This window comes from Allobosea sp. 2RAB26, from assembly GCF_052115465.1.
Taxonomy (GTDB): Bacteria; Pseudomonadota; Alphaproteobacteria; order Rhizobiales; family Beijerinckiaceae; genus Allobosea.
Map to the genome: position 1 here is coordinate 35,038 of NZ_JBFRGS010000012.1, position 18,571 is coordinate 53,608.

An 18,571-nucleotide genomic window follows, 5' to 3' on the forward strand; every position below is an offset into this window, starting at 1 on the left:
CCCAACCGCAATCGCCCGCCCCCGAACACGCCGCATGATGATGCCGATGCCAGAACAGGCCCCCATGCTCAGCCATGGCCGATGATCGCATGGGGCAGCCTGCTTCCTCTCCACCTCGACGCCACGCGCTGGTTTCACCCAACTGGGACGACATCGCGATCTTCCACTCCGTCGCAGTCGGTGGGACGCTGGCCGTGGCAGCGGTCGCGCTCGGGCTGAGCGAGGCAACGGTAGCCCGTCGCCTCAAGAGTCTCGAGGCAGAGCTCGGCCTGCCGCTGTTCAGGCGCATGGCGAACCGGCTCGTTCTCACCGAGATCGGCGCAACTCTCGCCGGCGATGCCAGTGACATCGCCAATGCGGTGGAGCGCTTCAGCAACCGGACGCGTGCGGCACGCTCCGCCGATGATGCGCCTGTCCGGGTGACGGCGACGACCTCGATCAGCCTGTTCCTGACCATGCATGCGACGACGATTTCGGCCCAGGCGGGCGGCGTCGAGATCGGCATCATCAGCACGCGAGACCGGCTCGACCTGGCTCGCGGGGATGCCGATATTGCAATCCGGATGCGCCGCCCCCCGCAGGAGAGCGGCTATTTCAGCCAGAAGATCGGTCGACTGGTGCAGGCGCTCTATGCGCGCCGCGATGTCGATCCTCTGACGGCGCCCATCATTTCGGTCAGCCGTGACGTCTCCTCCCGTATCGAGGAGCACATCCTGAACTGGGCCAATGGGCGCCCGATCGCGGCCCGCGTCGGAGATTCAGCCGCGCGCTATGAGAGCATTCGCTCGGCGGGCGCCGTTTCGATGGCGCCGTGCTTCATGGCCGATTTCGACGACGCGCTGATCCGCCTCGCGCCGCCCCCGGACGAAACTGCCGACGAGATCTTTCTCGTCTCGCACGAGGTCCCCCGCCAGCGTCCGGCCGTGATGGCCGTGCTGCGGGCGCTGCAGACACTCTTTCGAGCAAACAGGACACGCTTGAATGGCATTCTGACGACCCCGGCAAGCATTCGCTAACCAAGCTTTTACTGGCGCGCGCGCAAAATGCTCATCAAGGGGCGGCATTGCGCCCCAACGATGCGGAGCGCCCCATGCGGGTCATCAAACTCTTCTTGAAAAACGAGCGCGGCAGCATGGTCGCGGATGTTGCCAAGGCTGGCGCGGCGATCGCCTTCCTTTCGGTCATCGCCGTCAATTTCGTTTCCACCCAGACGGCGCACCATCTCGACACAGAGCGCCTGAGCCAGGTCGCATCCGCAGCCTCCAAGGGCCAGATGATCGATCCGCTCGTCACCGGATCGATCCGCAAGAGCGCAAACGAAACCAGGCTCGACCCCTGCTCCGCTCCGCGCTGAGCGTCAGCCCAGCCAGCTCAGCAGCGCTTCTGTAACCGCCTGTGGCGCTTCCAGTGTCGAGAGATGGCCGCAATCGGGAATGGTGCGCAGCCGCGCATTGCCCCCGATTCCATCGGCGATCTCCCGGGCTTCCGCGACAGGCGTGATCTGGTCCTCCGCGCCAACCAGAATCATTGTCGGCACCGAGATGGCAGCAAGGCCCGGCCGAGAGTCCGGCCGCCCCATGATCGCTCTTTGCTGGCGAACAAACCCTTTTGCACCAATATCTTCTGCCATTTTCCGCACATCGAGGCGCAGTACCTCGTCGGTCAGGCGTTCCGGCGCCACGAGCTTTTGCCAGAGCAAAGTCGTGACATTGTCGAAGGCCCCTTTCTCGGCGAGAGCAATCATCTGCTCACGCGGCGCGTTGGTTTCCGGCGTCGCCGGCTTCGCGCTGGTGTCGAGCAGCGCCAGCCGCGTCACGCGCTCCGGCGCCCGGCGCATGATGTCCAAGGCGATATAGCCACCCATCGACAGACCGCAGAGCGCAAACCGCTCCGGGGCCGCCTCCAGCAGCCGAGCTGTGATGGCGGCCAGGCTATCGTCGCGGGCATGATCGGCGACGAGGACCGGCCGCCCTGGGGCAAGCGCCGGCCATTGCGGTCCATAGAGCGCCGCGGTGCAGCTCAACCCTGGAATCAGCACAAGCGGCTCGTTCATGGCAATCATACCTTCCGTTCTTGCCTAGTTTGTTGACTTTCCCGCGTTATTTCTGCATTGGACAGGGGTCCGAAGGCGCGCAGGAAAGAGAAGTCGCGCCACCGTCGCGGTTGATAGGTCGTCCCGCCACGTGTCACCGACCCTGAAGAAGCGCAACTCTCGATGTCTTTTGCCGAACTCGGCCTCAGCGATAAAGTTCTGACGGCGGTCACATCCGCAGGCTATTCCACGCCTACCCCCATCCAGGCTCAGGCCATTCCCCATGTGCTCGCGCGCCGCGATGTGCTCGGCATTGCGCAGACGGGCACGGGCAAGACCGCCGCCTTCACCTTGCCGATGCTCACCATTCTGGAGAATGGCCGGGCCAGGGCGCGGATGCCCCGCACGCTGATCCTGGAACCGACCCGCGAGCTTGCCGCGCAGGTCGAGGAGAATTTCTCGCGTTACGGCGTCAACCAGAAGCTCTCGGTCGCGCTGCTGATCGGCGGCGTCTCCTTCGGCGATCAGGACGCCAAGATCACCCGCGGCGTTGACGTACTGATCGCGACGCCTGGGCGCCTGCTCGATCACGTGGAGCGCGGCAAGTTGCTGCTGACCGGCGTCGAATTGCTAGTCATCGACGAAGCGGATCGCATGCTCGACATGGGCTTCATCCCCGACATCGAGCGCGTCTGCAAGCTTGTGCCTTTCACGAGGCAGACCCTGTTCTTCACGGCGACGATGCCGCCGGAAATCACTCGGATCAGCGAGCAGTTCCTGCATAATCCGGTGCGCATCGAGGCTTCGCGTCCCGCGACGGCAGCCACGACCATCACGCAGCGCCTGATCGCCTCCAATTCGCAGGACTATGAGAAGCGCGACACGCTGCGCAAGCTGATCCGCGACGCCAAGGACCTGCAGAACGCGATTGTCTTCTGTAACCGCAAGCGCGATGTCGCGACGCTCCATAAGTCCCTGCTGAAACATGGTTTCCCTGCCGTCGCGCTGCATGGCGACATGGACCAGTATGCCCGCATGGCCGCACTGGAATCCTTCCGTACCGGCGAGAATCCGATCCTGGTGGCGAGCGACGTCGCCGCCCGAGGGCTTGACATCCCGGCCGTCAGCCACGTCTTCAATTTCGACGTTCCGACCCATGCCGAGGACTATGTCCACCGCATCGGCCGCACCGGCCGGGCCGGCCGCCTCGGCGCAGCCTTCACGATCGTCACCCGTCACGACGACAAGCTTGTCGCCGCCGTCGAGAAGCTCACCGGCCAGCCGATTGCCTGGGAAGGCCCCGGCCTCAACGACCTGCCTCCCGGTGAACCGCGCGACGAGCGTCGCAGCCGCCGCGACGACAAGCGTTCGCCGCGTGGCGGTCGCGGGCGTCCCCTGCGGACCCCACGCGAGGAAGCCGCACCGTCGGAAGAGGCAGCGGTCGTGGAAGTCGCCGATCGTGCCCCTCAGGACACCCGCCGCCGTGGCGAGGACCGGCCGACCAAGACCCGCATTCGCCATGCCAGCGAGCAGCCTGCGCCAGCGCACTCGCGCCCACATGATCGGCGTCGGGACGAGGACGATCGCGAACCCAAGGTCAAGGGCCTGGGCGATCACGTCCCGGCCTTCCTGCTGCGGCCCGTCAAGGTCGGCTGACACCGCAGCATCAACGGTATCTTAACACCGTTCCTCCAATCTTAGTGAGTGGCTAGGGCTTCCCGCAGCCACCCTGCGGGGCGCGATTGCCGCCGTCATGACGGACAGAATGTCCCGCTTCGATTCACAATCGAGCCCGAGATGGCCGGTGTGGCCAGCGGGATCGGCTCCGGTCGGGCGATGACGATGAGCGAACAGACGCAGTCCTCCCAGTACACGTCCGACCTGCCCGACCGTGTCGTTGCGGCCATGCGCCAACATGGCTCTCCCGGCTATCCCCGCGCCTTCGAGGTCTGGTACGCACATCTGAGCGGCGAGATGCCCGCACTCAGCATGGTGATGAACGCGATCATCACCGGTAGCGAGGGTCAGGTCGGCGCTGCCGATATCGACAGCCTCTATGACCGCTTCATCAGCACCGAACGGCTCGCGCGCCAGGCCGAACGCACCAGCCTGCAGGTTCTCGGCGAGATCGACAGCCTGATGTCGCTGGTCGATCGCGCGCTGGATTCGAGCGAGCGCTATCACGGCCGCCTCAGCGCGATGTCGGACGAAGTCCCGCCCATGACCGACCGGCAGCGCTTGCGCGAATGGGTCGAAGCGCTGGTCATGTCGACCCGCGAAGAGGTGGTGCGCAAGACCCAGCTCGAGTCGCAATTGAAGGACAGCTCCAACGAGATCCGCCATCTTCGCGAGGCGCTGGAAACGACGCGGGCCGAGGCGCTGACCGATCCTCTGACCGGCCTCGCCAATCGCCGCCACTTCGAGGAGATGCTGCAGAAATCGATCGACCAGGCGACGCTGCAGCGCGAGCCCTTTGCGCTGGTCATGGCCGATATCGACTTCTTCAAGACCTTCAACGACGCACATGGCCATCTGACCGGCGATCAGGTGCTGCGCCTCGTCGCCCGCACCATGAAGGACAAATTCAAGGAGAAGGCGGTGATCTCGCGCTTCGGCGGCGAGGAATTTGCGATCATCCTGCCGGAAGCCGATATCGTCGCCGGCAAATTCGGTGCCGAGACGGTGCGCCAGGCGCTTCTCACCCGCGAGTTGATCAAGCGCTCGACCAACGAAAACCTCGGTCGGATCACCATCTCGCTGGGAGTCTCGGTCTATCGTCGAGGCGACACGGCCGGTTCACTGGTCGATCGCGCCGATCAGGCCTTGATGCAGGCCAAGCGTGACGGCCGCAACCGCACGATCACCGAAGAGGCGCTGGACACGACAAGCCGCGTGGCCTGACTCGCGCTATCCGGGGATCAGGAGCCGGTAAGCGCCGTTTCGGCGTGGGGCTTGATCTCGACCGATTCGCCGCAGCCACAGGCGGAAACCTGGTTCGGGTTGTTGAAGACGAAGGTCGAGGAGAAGCGGTCGCTCCTGAAATCCAGCTCGGTGCCGAGCAGAAAGAGCACAGCCTTGCCATCGACGACCACGGTCGCATCCTTCTCGGTGACGACCTCGTCGCCCTTATGCGCCTCACGGGCGACCTCGAAGGTGTACTCCATCCCCGCGCAGCCGCCCTTCTTGACGCCGACACGAAGGCCGAGCGCCGGCGCGTCCGGATTGTCGAGCGCCGATTGCGCCATGATCTCGCGGATACGCGTCGCAGCGGCGTCGGTCAGCGACACCACCTTCAGGCCCGGAATTGAAAACATCCTCGTCCCTCCTCGATCGGGTTCAAGGCCCGATGAAACAGGATTGCATGTCCTACATAAGGATCGGTAAGCGCAACGTCGAGGTGTTGCGGCGCAACGGCGCCATTTCATTGCGCGCATTGCATGACGGACCGGGGCATGCACTGTGACATTCTCACCAGAAGCGGCTCGAACACACATGACCTATCGCCTGCACCGCCCGGAATCGCTCCATGCCCTCGTCCGCGAGATGGTCACAAGGGCCGGCTGGACGGAGGCGCAGGCACAGGAGACGGCACACCATCTCGTGCTCGCCAATCTGAGCGGCCATGACAGCCATGGTGTCGGCATGATCCCGCTCTATTTCACCTCGCTGGCGGACGGGAACCTGAAACCGGACGCAGCGCCCGTCACGAAACTCGACAGCGCTCCCTTCCTGATCATCGACGGCCAGGTCGCGCTCGGGCAGCCCACCGCGCGCGAGGCGGTCGAACGCGCAGCCAAGATGGCGCAAGACGGTGGCGTCGCCATCGTCAATCTACTGGACGCGCACCATATCGGCCGCATCGGCCACTATGCCGAGATCGCCGCGGAAGCCGGGCTGATCTCGTTCTTCTGGGTGAATGTCGCCGGCCGCCCGCCGATCGTCGCGCCCTATGCCGCCAAGGAAGCCCGTTTCGGCACCAATCCGCACGCCATCGGCATTCCCGTGCCTGATGGTCAGCCGATCATCCTGGATTTCGCCACCAGCCGCATGGCGCATGGCAAGGCTCGCGTCGCGCTGAACAAGGGCGTTGAGGTGCCTCCGGGCTACATCATCGATGGCGAGGGCAGGCCAACGACCGATCCCTCCCATGTCTTCCAGCACGCCATTCCGGACCTGCCGCTCGGCGCGTTGCTGCCCTTCGGCGATCACAAGGGCGCCGGCCTGTCGCTGATTGCCGAACTGCTCTCAGCCGGACTGATGGGCGCTGCCCGTATCGACGAAAAGCCACAGAGGAGCTGGATCATCAATTCGCTGTTCGGCGTGCTGATCGACCCGTCGCGGCTGGAGCCGGACGCCGCGCTCCGCAAGAGCCGGACCGAGAGCTATCTCGCGTTTGTTCGCGCCGCGAAGCCGCAGGACCCGGCCAATCCCGTGCTGGCGCCGGGCGACAAGGAGCGCGCGGTCCGCGCCGAGCGCGCTCGCGCCGGCATTCCCCTTGACGATGAGACCTGGTCGCAGATCAAGGGGGCAGCGGCGCGCTACGGGATTGATGCAGAGCAGTACTGAGCGCTCAGGCTCGCAATGGGAGCACGGGGGCGCCAATGACGCTTGATGACTACAACGCGTTCTGCGCCTCGTTGCCAGCGACGAGCCATGTCGTGCAATGGGGCGGCGCCCATGTCTGGAAGGTCGGCGGCAAGGTTTTTGCCATTGCCGGCTGGAGCGGCGGCAAGCCGCTGGCCGTCACCTTCAAATGCTCGGATATGGCCTACACCATCCTCCAGGAGCAGCCCGGCCTGCGGCCTGCCCCCTATCTCGCCTCACGGGGAATGACCTGGATCCAGCGGCAATCCGATGAGAGCATGGCCGACGATGCGCTTCGGGATTATCTCCGCGAAAGCCATCGTCTGATTGCGCTCAAACTGACAAAGACGCTGCGCCAGCAATTGGGGTTGAACGGCTAAAGTATCGGCCCGAAAAGTGGATTGCGGTTTTCGGGAAAGCCGATGCAAAGACAAAGGGTTAGATCATCGGACTGGATACGATATCCGGTCCGATGATCTAAGGCGTCGGCCCCAAACGTGGATCGTGATTTTCGGAAAAGCCGACGCGAACACAGGAGATGAGGCCATCGGACCGGATACGAGATCCGGTCCGATGATCTAAAGCTGCGCCTCGCCGCGCAGCACCGGTACGCATCCGCCGCCGACGGTCGCGCGGATGCCGTCCTCACTGCGCCGCGCCGTCAATTGCAGCAGACTCGGGCGCCCCATCTCGACGCCCTGGGTGAGTTCGAAGCGTGCACTCTCGCCATCACCAAGCGATAGCAGCAACGCTGCCAGCGTGGCACTCGCCGAACCCGTTGCCGGGTCCTCCCATGTACCGGCCAATGGCGCAAACATGCGGGCGCGGATGCTCTGCCCATTACGCACATAGAGGAAGAGCGATAACCGCTTCTCCAGCTCCGGGTGCGCTGCTTCAAGCGCCCGGAACGATGCGAGATCGGGAACGGCCCGTGACAGAGCCTCCGCCTTCACTTCGGTCAGCACGAAGCGCACGCCGACCGAGGCTTGGAGCGGCTGGTGCGACACGACCACCACATCCGAGGGGTTCAGACCGGCACAGGCGGCAATCCCGGCAACGGGGAGCGTGATGCCTGTCGAGAGCGGCTGCGGCGCAGCGATCGTGGCGCCCGTCACCGTGCCATTGGGATCTCGCTCAACCTTCACCTCGACGAGGCCCGCGATTTCCTCGAAAAGAAGCACGCCATCGCGGTCGTGGCCATGCCGCGCCAGCACACAGGCCGTACCCACGTTGGGATGGCCCGCAAAGGGCATTTCGCCGGTGCGGTGGAAGATGCGGACACGTGCGGTATGAGCCAGATCGTCTGGCGGCAGCACGAAGGTCGTCTCGCTGAGATTCATCTCCGCGGCCAAGGACTGCATCTGCGCGTCCGACATGCCGCGCGCATCGGTGAAGACGGCCAGCGGATTTCCGCCAAAGCGACGGTCCGTGAAGACATCGACGGTTTCGAAGGGGTAGGACGGCATGGCGGCTCCGATCGACGCTGGAATCCGATGGCTCAGAGGGATTCCTCTTGCCATGAATTAGGGATTTGGCAAAGTGCCAGAATGAACCCGGCTGACCTGTTCCGCGCGCTCGCCAATGAGCGCCGCCTCCAGATCCTGGATTGGCTGAAGGATCCGCGCGCGCATTTTCCGCCACAGGTCGACGGAGATCTGGTCGAGGATGGGGTTTGCGGGGTCTTCATCGCCGAGAAGCTCGGTATCAGCCAGCCGACGCTGAGCGAACACATGAAGGTTCTCGTGCGGGCACGGCTGGTGACGCCGAGGCGGATCAGGCAATGGACCTTCTACCGGCGCAATGAGGAGCGCATCTGCGCTGCCAAGGCAGCGATGCTCGCAGAGCTTTAGCTCGGCGGAGATCAGTGCTCCTTCGTGGCGGTGTCGTAGCTCAGGCTCCAGCCATTGCCCTGCAGCCAGAGCCGCGCAGAGGATTTTTCGTCGCCGCGCCTGAGGCTGCGCACGAATTCCGCATCTCCGCCGCCAAAGGCCGCCCACAGGGCCGCCTGCTCGGCCGGCGTCCCGGCAAGGGCGCCTTCAGCGCAGACGAAGGATGCCATTCCGAGCCAGGAGACGCTGAAGCCCTCGCCCTGAGGTTCAACCAGATAGCCCGCACCGCGAAAGGAATGTCGCCCTCTCCTGCCCCTTGCATCGACCGGCCCGGGCACGCCAAGCGGAAAGATCAGCCGGCCACCGGGCGCGAGGCGATCGAGCCATGCCTCGGCAGGGCGGGCGGCGGCGAAATTGACGTAGATGCAATCGACCGGCTCGCGCGGCCATTCGGCGCCGTCGCCCTTGACGACCGTGACCGAGGGCTGGTCCGACAGATTGGCGGCGGCACGCTCGGCCAAGACCGGATCGTACTCGACCGCCAGCACCTGTCCCGCGGGGCCGACAAGCTGCGCCAGGATTGCCGTATAATATCCGGTGCCAGCACCGATATGGACGACGCGCTCGCCCGCACGCGGCCTCAGCGCATTCAGCCAATGGGCATGCAGGCTTGGGCTGCCGTTGTTGACGCCGCGCTCCGGCGCCAAGGCGATCAGGACATCCTGATAGACGACGGTCGGATCACTGGATGTCAGGATCGCATAGCTGCCGCCGCGCGACATATGCCATGGCGGCGGGCCGATGAAGCACTCGCGCGCGACTGCCGCAAAGGCGCTCTCGAGCGCAGGATTATCGGCGACGCCGACGCTGGCGAGCATCTGCCGGGCATATGCGCGCCGCGCGATCGCGAGCTCCCGCTCGTTCGTCCTGCGCTGTCCCGGCACGGAAGCCCGCCTGCCCTTGTCACCACATGTCGAGCGCTACTCTGGCCTCGTCCGACATCCGGGACTGGTCCCAGGGCGGATCGAAGGTCATGCTCACCGTCACCGCAGCGACGCCGGGCACGGCGCTCACCGCGTTCTCGACCCAGCCGGGCATCTCGCCGGCAACCGGGCACCCTGGCGCGGTCAGAGTCATGTCGATCGCGACCTGGCGGTCATCGGCGATATCGACCCGGTAGATCAGGCCGAGCTCATAGATGTCAGCCGGAATCTCCGGATCGTAGACCGTCTTCAGCGCTGCAACGATATCGTCGGTGAGACGATCGATCTCCTCCGGCGGCAGGCCCGAGCTCGCGCCCATGCTGGGGGCGTTCGGCTTCAGCTCTTCGGTGGCGCTCTCACTCATCACAACAATCCCGTTCAGGCGAAAAGGCTCTCGGCCTTCCGCAACGCCTCGACCAGATGGTCGACTTCTTCCAGCGTATTGTAGAGGCCGAAAGAAGCCCTGCAGGTCGACGTCACTCCATATCGGGCCAGAAGCGGCATCGCGCAATGGGTACCGGCCCTGACTGCGACACCTGCGCGGTCGATCACGGTCGCAACGTCATGCGCATGCGCGCCCTTCAACTCGAAGGAGACGATCGCACCCTTGTTCGCAGCCCTGCCGAATATCCGGATCGAGTTCATCTCGCCGAGCCGCTGCATGGCATAGCTGGTGAGCTTGGCCTCGTGGGCGGCGATATTCTCGCGCCCCAGCGCCATCATGTAGTCGAGCGCGGCACCAAGCCCCACGGCCTCGACGATCGCCGGCGTCCCCGCCTCGAAGCGATGCGGAGGGTCGTTATAGGTGATCGCGTCCTCGCTGACGGTGACGATCATCTCGCCGCCGCCCTCATAGGGGGGCAGCTTTTCCAGCCATTCGCGCTTGCCCCAGAGGACGCCGGAGCCAGTCGGTCCATAGGTCTTGTGGCCGGTGAAGCAGTAGAAATCGCAGCCGAGGGTCTGCACGTCGACCGGCAGATGCACCGCGCTCTGGCTGCCATCCACGACCAGCGGAATCCGATAGGCCTGACAGATGGCAGCAACCTCGGCGATCGGAACGATCGTGCCGATCGCATTCGACATATGGGTCAGTGCCACGATCTTGGTGCGCGGCGAGATCAGCTTCTCGAATTCCTCGATGAGGAAATTGCCGTCCTCGTCGATCGGCGCCCATTTGATCACCGCCCCATGCCGCTCGCGCCAATAGTGCCAGGGCACGATGTTGGAATGGTGCTCCAGGATCGAGAGAATGATCTCGTCGCCCTCCTGGATGCCGAGATGGCGCCCGAGAGACGAGGCAACGAGATTCAGCGCGCCGGTCGAGGACCGGGTGAAGATGATCTCTTCGAGATGGGCGGCATTGAGGAAGCGGCGCGCGCTTTCGCGCGCCGCCTCATAGGCCTCAGTCGACGCGTTGGCGAGGTAGTGCAGCCCGCGATGGACATTGGCATAGTCCTCGCGCATCAGCCGGCTCATCGCATCGATGACGACATTCGGCTTTTGCGCCGAGGCCGCATTGTCGAGATAGACCAGCGGCTTGCCGTAGACCTCCCGGCTCAGGATCGGGAAATCCCGGCGGATCGCCGCAACGTCATAAGGCTTCACCGGCGCATTCATGGTCAGGCCTTTCCAGGATTGCTTGGCCTGTCGGCGACGAGCACGCCGGCATGGCCCCAGTCCTCGCGCTCGATCTCCTGGATCACGATATGGGTGTTGTCCGGGTTCTTGCCGAGCACGCGGACAAGGGTCTGCGTGAACTCCTTGACGATCTCGGCCTTCTGTTCACGGGTCGCACCCTTGGTGATCTGGAGATTGACGTATGGCATCAGGCTGCCTTCTCGGCTGTGTGCTCGCGGTTGGCGAGCCAACCTTCGACTTCGCCCATGATCAGGTCGCGCAACGCCTCGTCGGCAACGAACTCGACCGCCTCGCCGGCAAAGGCCTGCAGAACCAGCGCCTCGGCCTGAGGCCGCGGCAGGCCGCGCGCCATCAGATAGAACAGCTGCTCGCCATCGATCTGCGCCACGGTGGCGCCATGGCCGCAGACCACGTCGTCGGCGAAGATCTCGAGCTCGGGCTTGTTGAACATGGTCGCGCCGTCGTTCAGGAGCAGCGCATTGCTCTTCATGCTGCCATCGGTCTTCTGCGCATGCTGACGCACGATGACCTTGCCCTGGAAGACGCCGGTGCCTTCGCCGCCAATGATCGACTTGAACAGCTCGCGGCTGGTGCCGTGAGGGACTTCATGGTCGACCACGAGCGTGACGTCGGAATGCTCCTGGCCACCGAGCAGGTTGACGCCGCGTAGCCCGACCTCAGTGTGCTCTCCGGCATAACGCACGAAATGCTGCTGACGCACCGTGCCCGCATTGCAGATCAACGCGAAGGAGTCGAACCTGGCATGGGCGCCAACAGTCGCGAGCAGACTCAGCACCTGCACTGTCTCGGCCGGCTGGCGCGTCACGAGCCGGATGTGCTGGATCTCGCTTTCGTCGCCGGCTTCGAAGACGATCGCCGTGTTGATTTGCGCAGCTTTCGCCCCGGCGCTCTCGCTGATCTCGACGATCGAGCCCTTGACGCCCTTGCCGGCAAGCACGACCGAGCGGCTGAAGATCGCCTGCTCGTCTTCGCCGGAGGCGAGCGAGATGATCGCGATCGGCGCCGCGAGTTCGGTGCCTTCCGCGATCTCGACCAGGACACCGTCACGCATCAACGCCGTGTTGAGCATCAGGCCGGTATCGCCTTCCGCGACGGCGGGACCGGAGAGGATCCGCGTCAGATCCTCGCGCGGCGAAACCAGCGCGTCGGCCAGGGCATGAACCGTGACGCCCTCGGGCAAGGCAGCGAGGCCCGAAAGCTCGGCATTGAAGGCGCCGTCGATCAGGACGAGCCTGAGACCGTCCAGCTTCAGCGTGGAAAGACGGTCGCGCACGGCCTGGGTTGCAGCATTGCCGCCGGCGAGAGGCTTCGCCTCGCGCAGCATCATGCGCAGATCCGTATAGCGCCAGGCTTCGAGGCGGCGATGCGGCAGGCCCTTGGCCTCGAAGCCGGCGAAGGCATCTTCGCGCAGCTTGCGAACCGGCCCGGCTCCCGGCAGCTCAGCCTTCACATTGGCGAACTGCTGGGCGAGGACCTGCTCGGCCGCGGTCTTCAGCGGGGTGACGATGGCCATCAGGCGGCCTCCCCATAGGCTGCGTAACCGCTCTTCTCGAGCTCCAGGGCCAGTTCCTTGCCGCCGGTGCGGACGATGCGGCCCCTGGCCATGACATGCACGGTGTCGGGCACGATGTGCTCGAGCAGGCGCTGGTAGTGGGTGATCACCAGGAAGCCGCGGCTCTTGTCGCGCAAGGCATTGACGCCTTCGGCAACGATGCGCAGCGCGTCGATGTCTAGGCCGGAATCGGTCTCGTCAAGGATGCACATGGAGGGCGCGAGCAGCGCCATCTGCAGGATCTCCATGCGCTTCTTCTCACCGCCGGAGAAGCCGACATTGAGCGGGCGGCGCAGCATTTCGCGATTGATGCCAAGGCCATCAGCTGCAGCGTTGACGCGCTTGATGAAGTCTGGCGTCAGCAGTTCGTCCTCGCCGCGAGCCCTGCGCTGCGCGTTCATCGCCGCCTTCAGGAAGGTCATGGTGGCGACGCCGGGGATCTCCAGCGGATACTGGAAGGCCAGGAAGATGCCGGCGGCGGCGCGGGCATCGGCCTCCATCTCCAGCACGTTCTCGCCATTCAGCAGGATCTCGCCGTCGAGGACCTCATAGTCCTCCTTGCCGGCGATGACATAGGACAGGGTCGACTTGCCGGAGCCGTTCGGCCCCATGATGGCAGCGACTTCGCCGTCATTCACGGTGAGGTTCAGGCCGTTCAGGATCTGGGTGTCCTCGTCGGCGATCTTGACGGTCAGGTTGCGGATTTCGAGCATTGGTCAGAGTTCCGGTTTCTGCCGCGTCGCGCTCGGTCTTGTGCCAAGCATCCGCGGCTGGTGTCTGTTCAAGAAGGGCGTGGCTGGTCTGGACATGCCAGACCATGATGTCGCGCTAGCCGACGGAGCCTTCGAGCGAGATAGTGATGAGCTTCTGCGCCTCGACGGCGAACTCCATCGGGAGTTGCTGCAGCACCTCCTTGACGAAGCCGTTGACGATCAGCGCCACCGCCTCCTCCTCGGAGAGGCCGCGCTGCTGGCAATAGAAGAGCTGGTCCTCACCGATCTTCGAGGTCGTAGCCTCATGCTCGAAGATCGCGGTGGCGGTCTTGGCCTCGATATAGGGGATCGTGTGCGCGCCGCACTGGTCGCCGATCAGCAGCGAATCGCAGTTGGTGAAGTTGCGCGCGCCCGTCGCCTTGCGATGCGCCGAGACCATGCCGCGATAGGTCGAGTCCGACTTTCCCGCCGCGATGCCCTTGGCGATGATCTTCGAGGTCGTGTTGCGGCCGAGATGGATCATCTTGGTGCCGCTATCGACCTGCTGCATGCCGTTCGACACGGCGATCGAGTAGAACTCGCCGCGCGAGCCGTCGCCGCGCAGGATGCAGGACGGGTATTTCCAGGTGATGGCGGAGCCGGTCTCGACCTGCGTCCACGAGATCTTCGAGTTCTTGCCACGGCAATCGCCGCGCTTGGTGACGAAGTTGTAGATGCCGCCCTTGCCCTCGGCATCGCCGGGGAACCAGTTCTGCACGGTCGAGTACTTGATCTCGGCATCATCGAGCGCGATCAGCTCGACCACCGCCGCGTGGAGCTGGTTCTCGTCGCGCTTCGGCGCCGTGCAGCCTTCGAGATAGCTCACATAGGAGCCCTCTTCGGCGATGATCAGCGTGCGCTCGAACTGGCCGGTGTTCTGCTCGTTGATGCGGAAATAGGTCGACAGCTCCATCGGGCAGCGCACGCCCTTGGGGATGTAGACGAAGGAGCCATCGGTGAAGACCGCGCTGTTCAGCGTGGCGAAGTAGTTGTCGGTCACCGGAACGACGGTGGCGAGGTACTTCTTGACGAGCTCGGGATGCTCCTGGATCGCCTCGGAGATCGAGCAGAAGATCACGCCGGCCTCGGCCAACTCCTTCTTGAAGGTGGTGACAACCGAAACGGAGTCGAAGACGGCATCGACCGCAACGCGGTTCTCCGGCGCGACGCCAGCGAGAATCTCCTGCTCACGGAGCGGAATACCGAGCTTCTTATAGGTCTCAAGGATCGCCGGATCGACCTCGTCGAGCGATTTCGGCTGCGCGCCCATCTTCGGCGCGGCGTAGTAATAGATGTTCTGATAATCGATCGGCGGGTAGTTGACGCGCGACCAGGTTGGCTCCGTCATCGTCTTCCAGCGCCGGAAGGCATCCAGCCGCCATTCCAGCATCCATGCCGGCTCGTTCTTGCGCGCCGAGATGTAGCGGACCGTGTCTTCGGTCAGCCCCTTGGCGGGCTTATCGACTTCGATCTCGGTGACGAAGCCGTATTTGTACTCGGTCACGTCAATCGACTTGACCTGATCAATGGTCTCCTGGACCGCTGCCATATTCAGTCTCCAGTCGCGGGTTCAAGGCCCGCCGGTTCTTTCAAGATAGTCGCCGGAACAGTCAGGCCGCCGCCTGCCTCTCCCGACCGGTTTTCGCGGCAAGCGCCTTCGCGTATGCCGCAAGGAAATGAGCGATATCGGCCTCGGAAGTGGTCCATCCCAGGCTCGCCCGCAAGGCCCCTGCACTCATGACAGGGTCGACGCCCATGGCATCCAGGACATGCGAGCGCTTGACCTTGCCCGAGGAGCAGGCCGAGCCGGACGAGAGCGCTATGCCAGCGAGATCCAGCATGATCAACGCCGTTTCCGCCTTGATCCCCGGCGTCGCGAAGGCGCTGGTATTCGGCAGACGCGGGGTAGCGCCACCGAATAGAACCGTCTCCGGTGCGAGGGACAGGATACCGGCTTCCAGCATGTTGCGGAGATCCGAAAGCCTGGCCGCCTCGGTCGCGATGGCCTCGCCGGCGATCTCGGCAGCGACGCCGAAGCCGACGATGCCGGGAACGTTTTCTGTGCCGGCACGCCAGCCACGTTCCTGCCCACCACCGCGAACCGGCTTGTCGGCGAGTTCGTAGGCACCACTGCGGAGGACGATGGCGCCAACTCCCTTCGGACCGCCGATCTTGTGCGCAGACAGAGCCAGAACATCTGCGCCCAATGCGTTGATATCGATAGAAATTTTGCCGGCGACCTGAACCGCGTCGCAGTGCAGCAGCGCGCCGTAACGCCTGGCAATGACCGCTGCTTCGGCAATCGGCTGAATGACGCCGGTTTCGTTATTTGCAAGATGCAGCGAAACGAGCGCCCGCGCGCCGGGTTGCTCGCTGGCCAATCTCTGCAGCCGCGCCTCGAGCCAGGCCAGATCGGCAAGCCCCGTGGCATCGACCGGGATGGTTTCCGCTGCACCACCTGCGAAGCGATGACCGTCGCGGACGCAGGCATGCTCGGTCGCGCCATAGAGCAGAAGCGAGCCCGGCACGCGGATGCAATCGCGTCCGCCACTGCATTCCATCAACCCCGGCGAAAGCACCGTGGCATTGGCCTCCGTGCCGCCGCTGGTGAAAACGACGTTGGCCGGGCTGGCAGCGCAAAGGCGTGCGACCTGTTCCCGTGCCTTCTCGACAGCAGCCCGCGCCAGCCTGCCCTCACCGTGGACGGAGGATGGATTGCCGGGCATGCGCAACGCGGCCAGCATCGCCTCCGCCACGTCCGGGCGAACCGGCGTGGTGGCGTTGTGGTCGAGATAGCTGCGGGCTGACCCGGTCACGTTTGCGAAGCTCCGATCCAGCGGCGGCCTGGCCGGCACGAAATGCTTGAAATTGCACCCCTGCGCCGTGCTATAGCCGCCCATCCAACCGGCCTGTTCCGGGACCGCAGGTTCGCCAAAACGGCAAACCGCTCGTTTGTTCCGGTCTTGTTCACGGCTGTTAGAACTATTCTAAGCGCTTGATGTAGGGCGCGAGCGGCAGGTCCGTCAAGGGCAGCGGGACATTTTGGACGGCAGTTTGCCGCCGATTTGCCGGTTGCGCGCGGCTCTGCCCCAACAAAAGGCGAGTGTGATATGCCCGAGGTGATTTTCAACGGACCGGCCGGACGGATCGAAGGTCGCTACCAGCCCGCAAAGAAGAAGGGCGCCCCGCTCGCCATCATCCTGCACCCGCACCCTCAGTTCGGCGGCACGATGAACAACCAGATCGTCTACAATCTGTTCTACACGTTCGTGAACCGGGGCTTTTCGGCGCTGCGCTTCAATTTCCGCGGCGTCGGCCGCAGCCAGGGCCATTTCGACCATGGCGCCGGTGAACTGTCGGACGCCGCCGCTGCGCTGGACTGGATGCAGGCGCTGAACCCCGAGGCCAAGAGCTGCTGGATCACCGGCGTCTCCTTCGGCGCCTGGATCGGCATGCAGCTGCTGATGCGCCGCCCGGAGATCGAGGGCTTCATGTCGATCGCCGCGATGGCGAACCGCTATGATTTCTCCTTCCTGGCACCCTGCCCTTCCTCCGGATTGTTCGTGCACGGTTCGGAAGACCGCGTGGCGCCGGTCAAGGAGGTCATGGCCGTGATCGAGAAGGTGAAGACCCAGAAGGGCATCCAGATCGAACACGCCGTGGTCGAGGGCGCCAACCACTTCTTCGATGGTCGCGTCGACCAGCTGATGGAGGCGGTCAGCCTCTATCTCGACCGCAAGGTCGGCCCCGAGATCAGCAAGGCCGAACAGGAACAGGTCTGAATTCAGCCCTCATCCCAGGGAGTCGCGAAGCGGCATCCCGAAGGGCGCTCCAGCGCATGCTGGAGACATCCTTCGGGACGCAATCCGCGGTTGCTCCTCGGAGATGAGGTCGCATTATGCAAACGAGCTTTCGCCATGACGACTTTCAAATCCGATCTTCTGCGCGTTCTCTCCGAGCGCGGCTATGTTCATCAGATCTCCGATCCGGAAGGGCTTGATGCGGCTGCGCTGAAGGGGCCGATCAGCGCCTATATCGGCTTCGACGCGACCGCGACGTCTCTTCATGCGGGCTCGCTGATTCAGATCATGATGCTGCACTGGATGCAGGAGACCGGCCACAAGCCAATCGCGCTGATGGGCGGCGGCACCTCGATGGTGGGTGACCCGTCCTTCAAGGACGAGGCGCGCAAGCTGCTGACGGTCGAAGACATCGAGCGCAACCTGACGGGTATCCGCAAGGTTTTTGCCCGCTATCTCGACTTCGACGGTGCGGCGAGCATGCTGAACAATGCCGACTGGCTGCTCGGGCTCAACTATCTCGAGTTCCTGCGCGATGTCGGCCGTCACTTCTCGGTCAACCGCATGCTGTCCTTCGACAGCGTGAAGATGCGGCTCGACCGCGAGCAGTCGCTGTCCTTCCTCGAATTCAACTACATGATCCTGCAGGCCTACGACTTCGTGGAGCTGAACAAGCGCACGGGCTGTGTGCTGCAGATGGGCGGCTCCGACCAGTGGGGCAATATCATCAATGGCATCGACCTCGGCCACCGCATGGCGAATGTGCAGCTCTATGCGCTGACGTCGCCGCTGCTGACGACGGCCTCGGGCGGCAAGATGGGCAAGACCGCCAATGGCGCCGTCTGGCTCAATGCCGATCTGATGAGCCCCTATGAGTTCTGGCAGTTCTGGCGCAATACCGAGGACGCCGATGTCGAGCGCTTCCTGAAGCTCTACACCAAGCTCCCGATGGACGAGATCGCCCGTCTGGCAGCCCTCGGCGGTTCCGAGATCAACGACGCCAAGAAGGTACTCGCGACGGAGGCCACCGCATTGCTGCATGGCCGCGAGGCTGCGGAAGCGGCCTTCGAGACGGCGCGCCGGACCTTTGAGGAGGGCACGCTCGCAGAGGACCTGCCGAGTGTCGGAGTCTCGCGGACCGCTCTCGACGCAGGTCTCGGCGTCCTGACCGCCTTCGTCACCGCCGGCCTGGTGCCCTCGACCGGCGAAGCCCGCCGGCAGGTCAAGTCCGGTGGTCTTCGCGTCAATGACGAGGTCGTCACCGATGAGCGCGCGGCGCTCGGGGCAGGCCATCTCTCGCCGGAGGGCGTGATCAAGCTCTCCTTCGGCCGCAAGAAGCACGTCCTGCTGCGGCCGGAATAGACGCCCCAAGTCGCGACA

20 protein-coding genes are annotated in these 18,571 nt (G+C 64.3%); 9 read left to right on the forward strand and 11 right to left on the reverse strand.

Annotation, left to right across the window (positions count from 1 at the left end):
• Window positions 1–89: 89 nt before the first annotated feature.
• Together AB4118_RS22110 and AB4118_RS22115 are read left to right on the forward strand one after the other, a co-directional pair.
• Window positions 90–1,016: a LysR family transcriptional regulator gene (locus AB4118_RS22110; RefSeq protein ID WP_441491776.1), complete on the forward strand. Its 927-nt coding sequence runs from the start codon at window positions 90–92 to the stop codon at window positions 1,014–1,016.
• Between the two features lie 74 nt (window positions 1,017–1,090).
• The gene (locus AB4118_RS22115) at window positions 1,091–1,354 is read left to right on the forward strand and encodes a hypothetical protein (RefSeq protein WP_441491777.1); all 264 of its coding nucleotides are present in this window, start codon (window positions 1,091–1,093) and stop codon (window positions 1,352–1,354) included.
• 3 nt (window positions 1,355–1,357) lie between these two features.
• Here the strand turns inward: AB4118_RS22115 and AB4118_RS22120 are convergent, their stop codons facing one another.
• Window positions 1,358–2,062 (reverse strand): alpha/beta fold hydrolase, encoded by a 705-nt coding sequence (locus AB4118_RS22120; protein ID WP_441491778.1) that lies wholly within the window; start codon window positions 2,060–2,062, stop codon window positions 1,358–1,360.
• Window positions 2,063–2,215: 153 nt separating this feature from the next.
• Here AB4118_RS22120 and AB4118_RS22125 point away from each other — a divergent pair, with 153 nt between their 5' ends.
• Both AB4118_RS22125 and AB4118_RS22130 read left to right on the forward strand, forming a co-directional pair.
• Window positions 2,216–3,688 carry a DEAD/DEAH box helicase gene (locus AB4118_RS22125; protein WP_441491779.1) on the forward strand — a complete coding sequence of 491 codons (1,473 nt, stop codon included), beginning with the start codon at window positions 2,216–2,218 and terminating at the stop codon, window positions 3,686–3,688.
• A gap of 186 nt (window positions 3,689–3,874) precedes the next feature.
• Entirely contained in the window at window positions 3,875–4,933 is a 1,059-nt protein-coding gene (locus AB4118_RS22130) for a GGDEF domain-containing protein (RefSeq protein WP_441491780.1), read from the forward strand.
• A 17-nt stretch (window positions 4,934–4,950) separates the two neighbouring features.
• Here the strand turns inward: AB4118_RS22130 and AB4118_RS22135 are convergent, their stop codons facing one another.
• On the reverse strand, window positions 4,951–5,346 hold the full coding sequence (locus AB4118_RS22135) for a HesB/IscA family protein (protein ID WP_441491781.1): 396 nt from the start codon (window positions 5,344–5,346) through the stop codon (window positions 4,951–4,953).
• Between the two features lie 178 nt (window positions 5,347–5,524).
• Between AB4118_RS22135 and AB4118_RS22140 the strand changes: the two genes are divergently transcribed.
• Together AB4118_RS22140 and AB4118_RS22145 are read left to right on the forward strand one after the other, a co-directional pair.
• Window positions 5,525–6,598 (forward strand): malate/lactate/ureidoglycolate dehydrogenase, encoded by a 1,074-nt coding sequence (locus AB4118_RS22140; RefSeq protein WP_441491782.1) that lies wholly within the window; start codon window positions 5,525–5,527, stop codon window positions 6,596–6,598.
• 35 nt (window positions 6,599–6,633) lie between these two features.
• Entirely contained in the window at window positions 6,634–6,996 is a 363-nt protein-coding gene (locus tag AB4118_RS22145; protein ID WP_441491783.1) for an MmcQ/YjbR family DNA-binding protein, read from the forward strand.
• Between the two features lie 198 nt (window positions 6,997–7,194).
• On the opposite strand, the gene AB4118_RS22150 is transcribed toward AB4118_RS22145, so the two are convergent.
• On the reverse strand, window positions 7,195–8,082 hold the full coding sequence (locus AB4118_RS22150; protein WP_441491784.1) for a PhzF family phenazine biosynthesis protein: 888 nt from the start codon (window positions 8,080–8,082) through the stop codon (window positions 7,195–7,197).
• An 81-nt stretch (window positions 8,083–8,163) separates the two neighbouring features.
• On the opposite strand from AB4118_RS22150, the gene AB4118_RS22155 reads away from it, so the two are divergent.
• Complete coding sequence (locus AB4118_RS22155; protein ID WP_441491785.1) at window positions 8,164–8,466, forward strand: ArsR/SmtB family transcription factor; 303 nt, start codon at window positions 8,164–8,166, stop codon at window positions 8,464–8,466.
• Between the two features lie 11 nt (window positions 8,467–8,477).
• Here AB4118_RS22155 and AB4118_RS22160 read toward each other — a convergent pair whose 3' ends face one another.
• The 8 genes from AB4118_RS22160 to AB4118_RS22195 form a co-directional block, all read right to left on the reverse strand.
• Complete coding sequence (locus tag AB4118_RS22160) at window positions 8,478–9,389, reverse strand: protein-L-isoaspartate O-methyltransferase family protein (RefSeq protein ID WP_441491786.1); 912 nt, start codon at window positions 9,387–9,389, stop codon at window positions 8,478–8,480.
• Between the two features lie 19 nt (window positions 9,390–9,408).
• Window positions 9,409–9,792 (reverse strand): SUF system Fe-S cluster assembly protein, encoded by a 384-nt coding sequence (locus AB4118_RS22165; RefSeq protein ID WP_441491787.1) that lies wholly within the window; start codon window positions 9,790–9,792, stop codon window positions 9,409–9,411.
• Window positions 9,793–9,806: 14 nt separating this feature from the next.
• Entirely contained in the window at window positions 9,807–11,045 is a 1,239-nt protein-coding gene (locus AB4118_RS22170; RefSeq protein WP_441491788.1) for a cysteine desulfurase, read from the reverse strand.
• Between the two features lie 2 nt (window positions 11,046–11,047).
• Window positions 11,048–11,254, reverse strand: a complete 207-nt coding sequence (locus AB4118_RS22175) for a tautomerase family protein (protein ID WP_069880753.1) — start codon at window positions 11,252–11,254, stop codon at window positions 11,048–11,050.
• A complete protein-coding gene (gene sufD / locus AB4118_RS22180) occupies window positions 11,254–12,600 on the reverse strand; it encodes a Fe-S cluster assembly protein SufD (RefSeq protein ID WP_441491789.1) in 1,347 nt (448 codons plus the stop codon). Before sufD ends, AB4118_RS22175 begins: the two co-directional genes overlap by 1 nt.
• Window positions 12,600–13,352, reverse strand: coding sequence for a Fe-S cluster assembly ATPase SufC (sufC, locus tag AB4118_RS22185; RefSeq protein WP_441491790.1), 753 nt, complete (start codon window positions 13,350–13,352; stop codon window positions 12,600–12,602). Before sufC ends, sufD begins: the two co-directional genes overlap by 1 nt.
• A 115-nt stretch (window positions 13,353–13,467) precedes the next feature.
• The gene (gene sufB, locus AB4118_RS22190) at window positions 13,468–14,940 is read right to left on the reverse strand and encodes a Fe-S cluster assembly protein SufB (RefSeq protein WP_441491791.1); all 1,473 of its coding nucleotides are present in this window, start codon (window positions 14,938–14,940) and stop codon (window positions 13,468–13,470) included.
• A 61-nt stretch (window positions 14,941–15,001) separates the two neighbouring features.
• Window positions 15,002–16,207 (reverse strand): cysteine desulfurase family protein, encoded by a 1,206-nt coding sequence (locus AB4118_RS22195; RefSeq protein WP_441491792.1) that lies wholly within the window; start codon window positions 16,205–16,207, stop codon window positions 15,002–15,004.
• Window positions 16,208–16,501: 294 nt separating this feature from the next.
• On the opposite strand from AB4118_RS22195, the gene AB4118_RS22200 reads away from it, so the two are divergent.
• On the forward strand, window positions 16,502–17,173 hold the full coding sequence (locus AB4118_RS22200) for an alpha/beta hydrolase (protein WP_113515436.1): 672 nt from the start codon (window positions 16,502–16,504) through the stop codon (window positions 17,171–17,173).
• A gap of 135 nt (window positions 17,174–17,308) precedes the next feature.
• Entirely contained in the window at window positions 17,309–18,553 is a 1,245-nt protein-coding gene (tyrS, locus tag AB4118_RS22205; RefSeq protein WP_441491793.1) for a tyrosine--tRNA ligase, read from the forward strand.
• The last annotated feature ends 18 nt before the right edge of the window (window positions 18,554–18,571 follow it).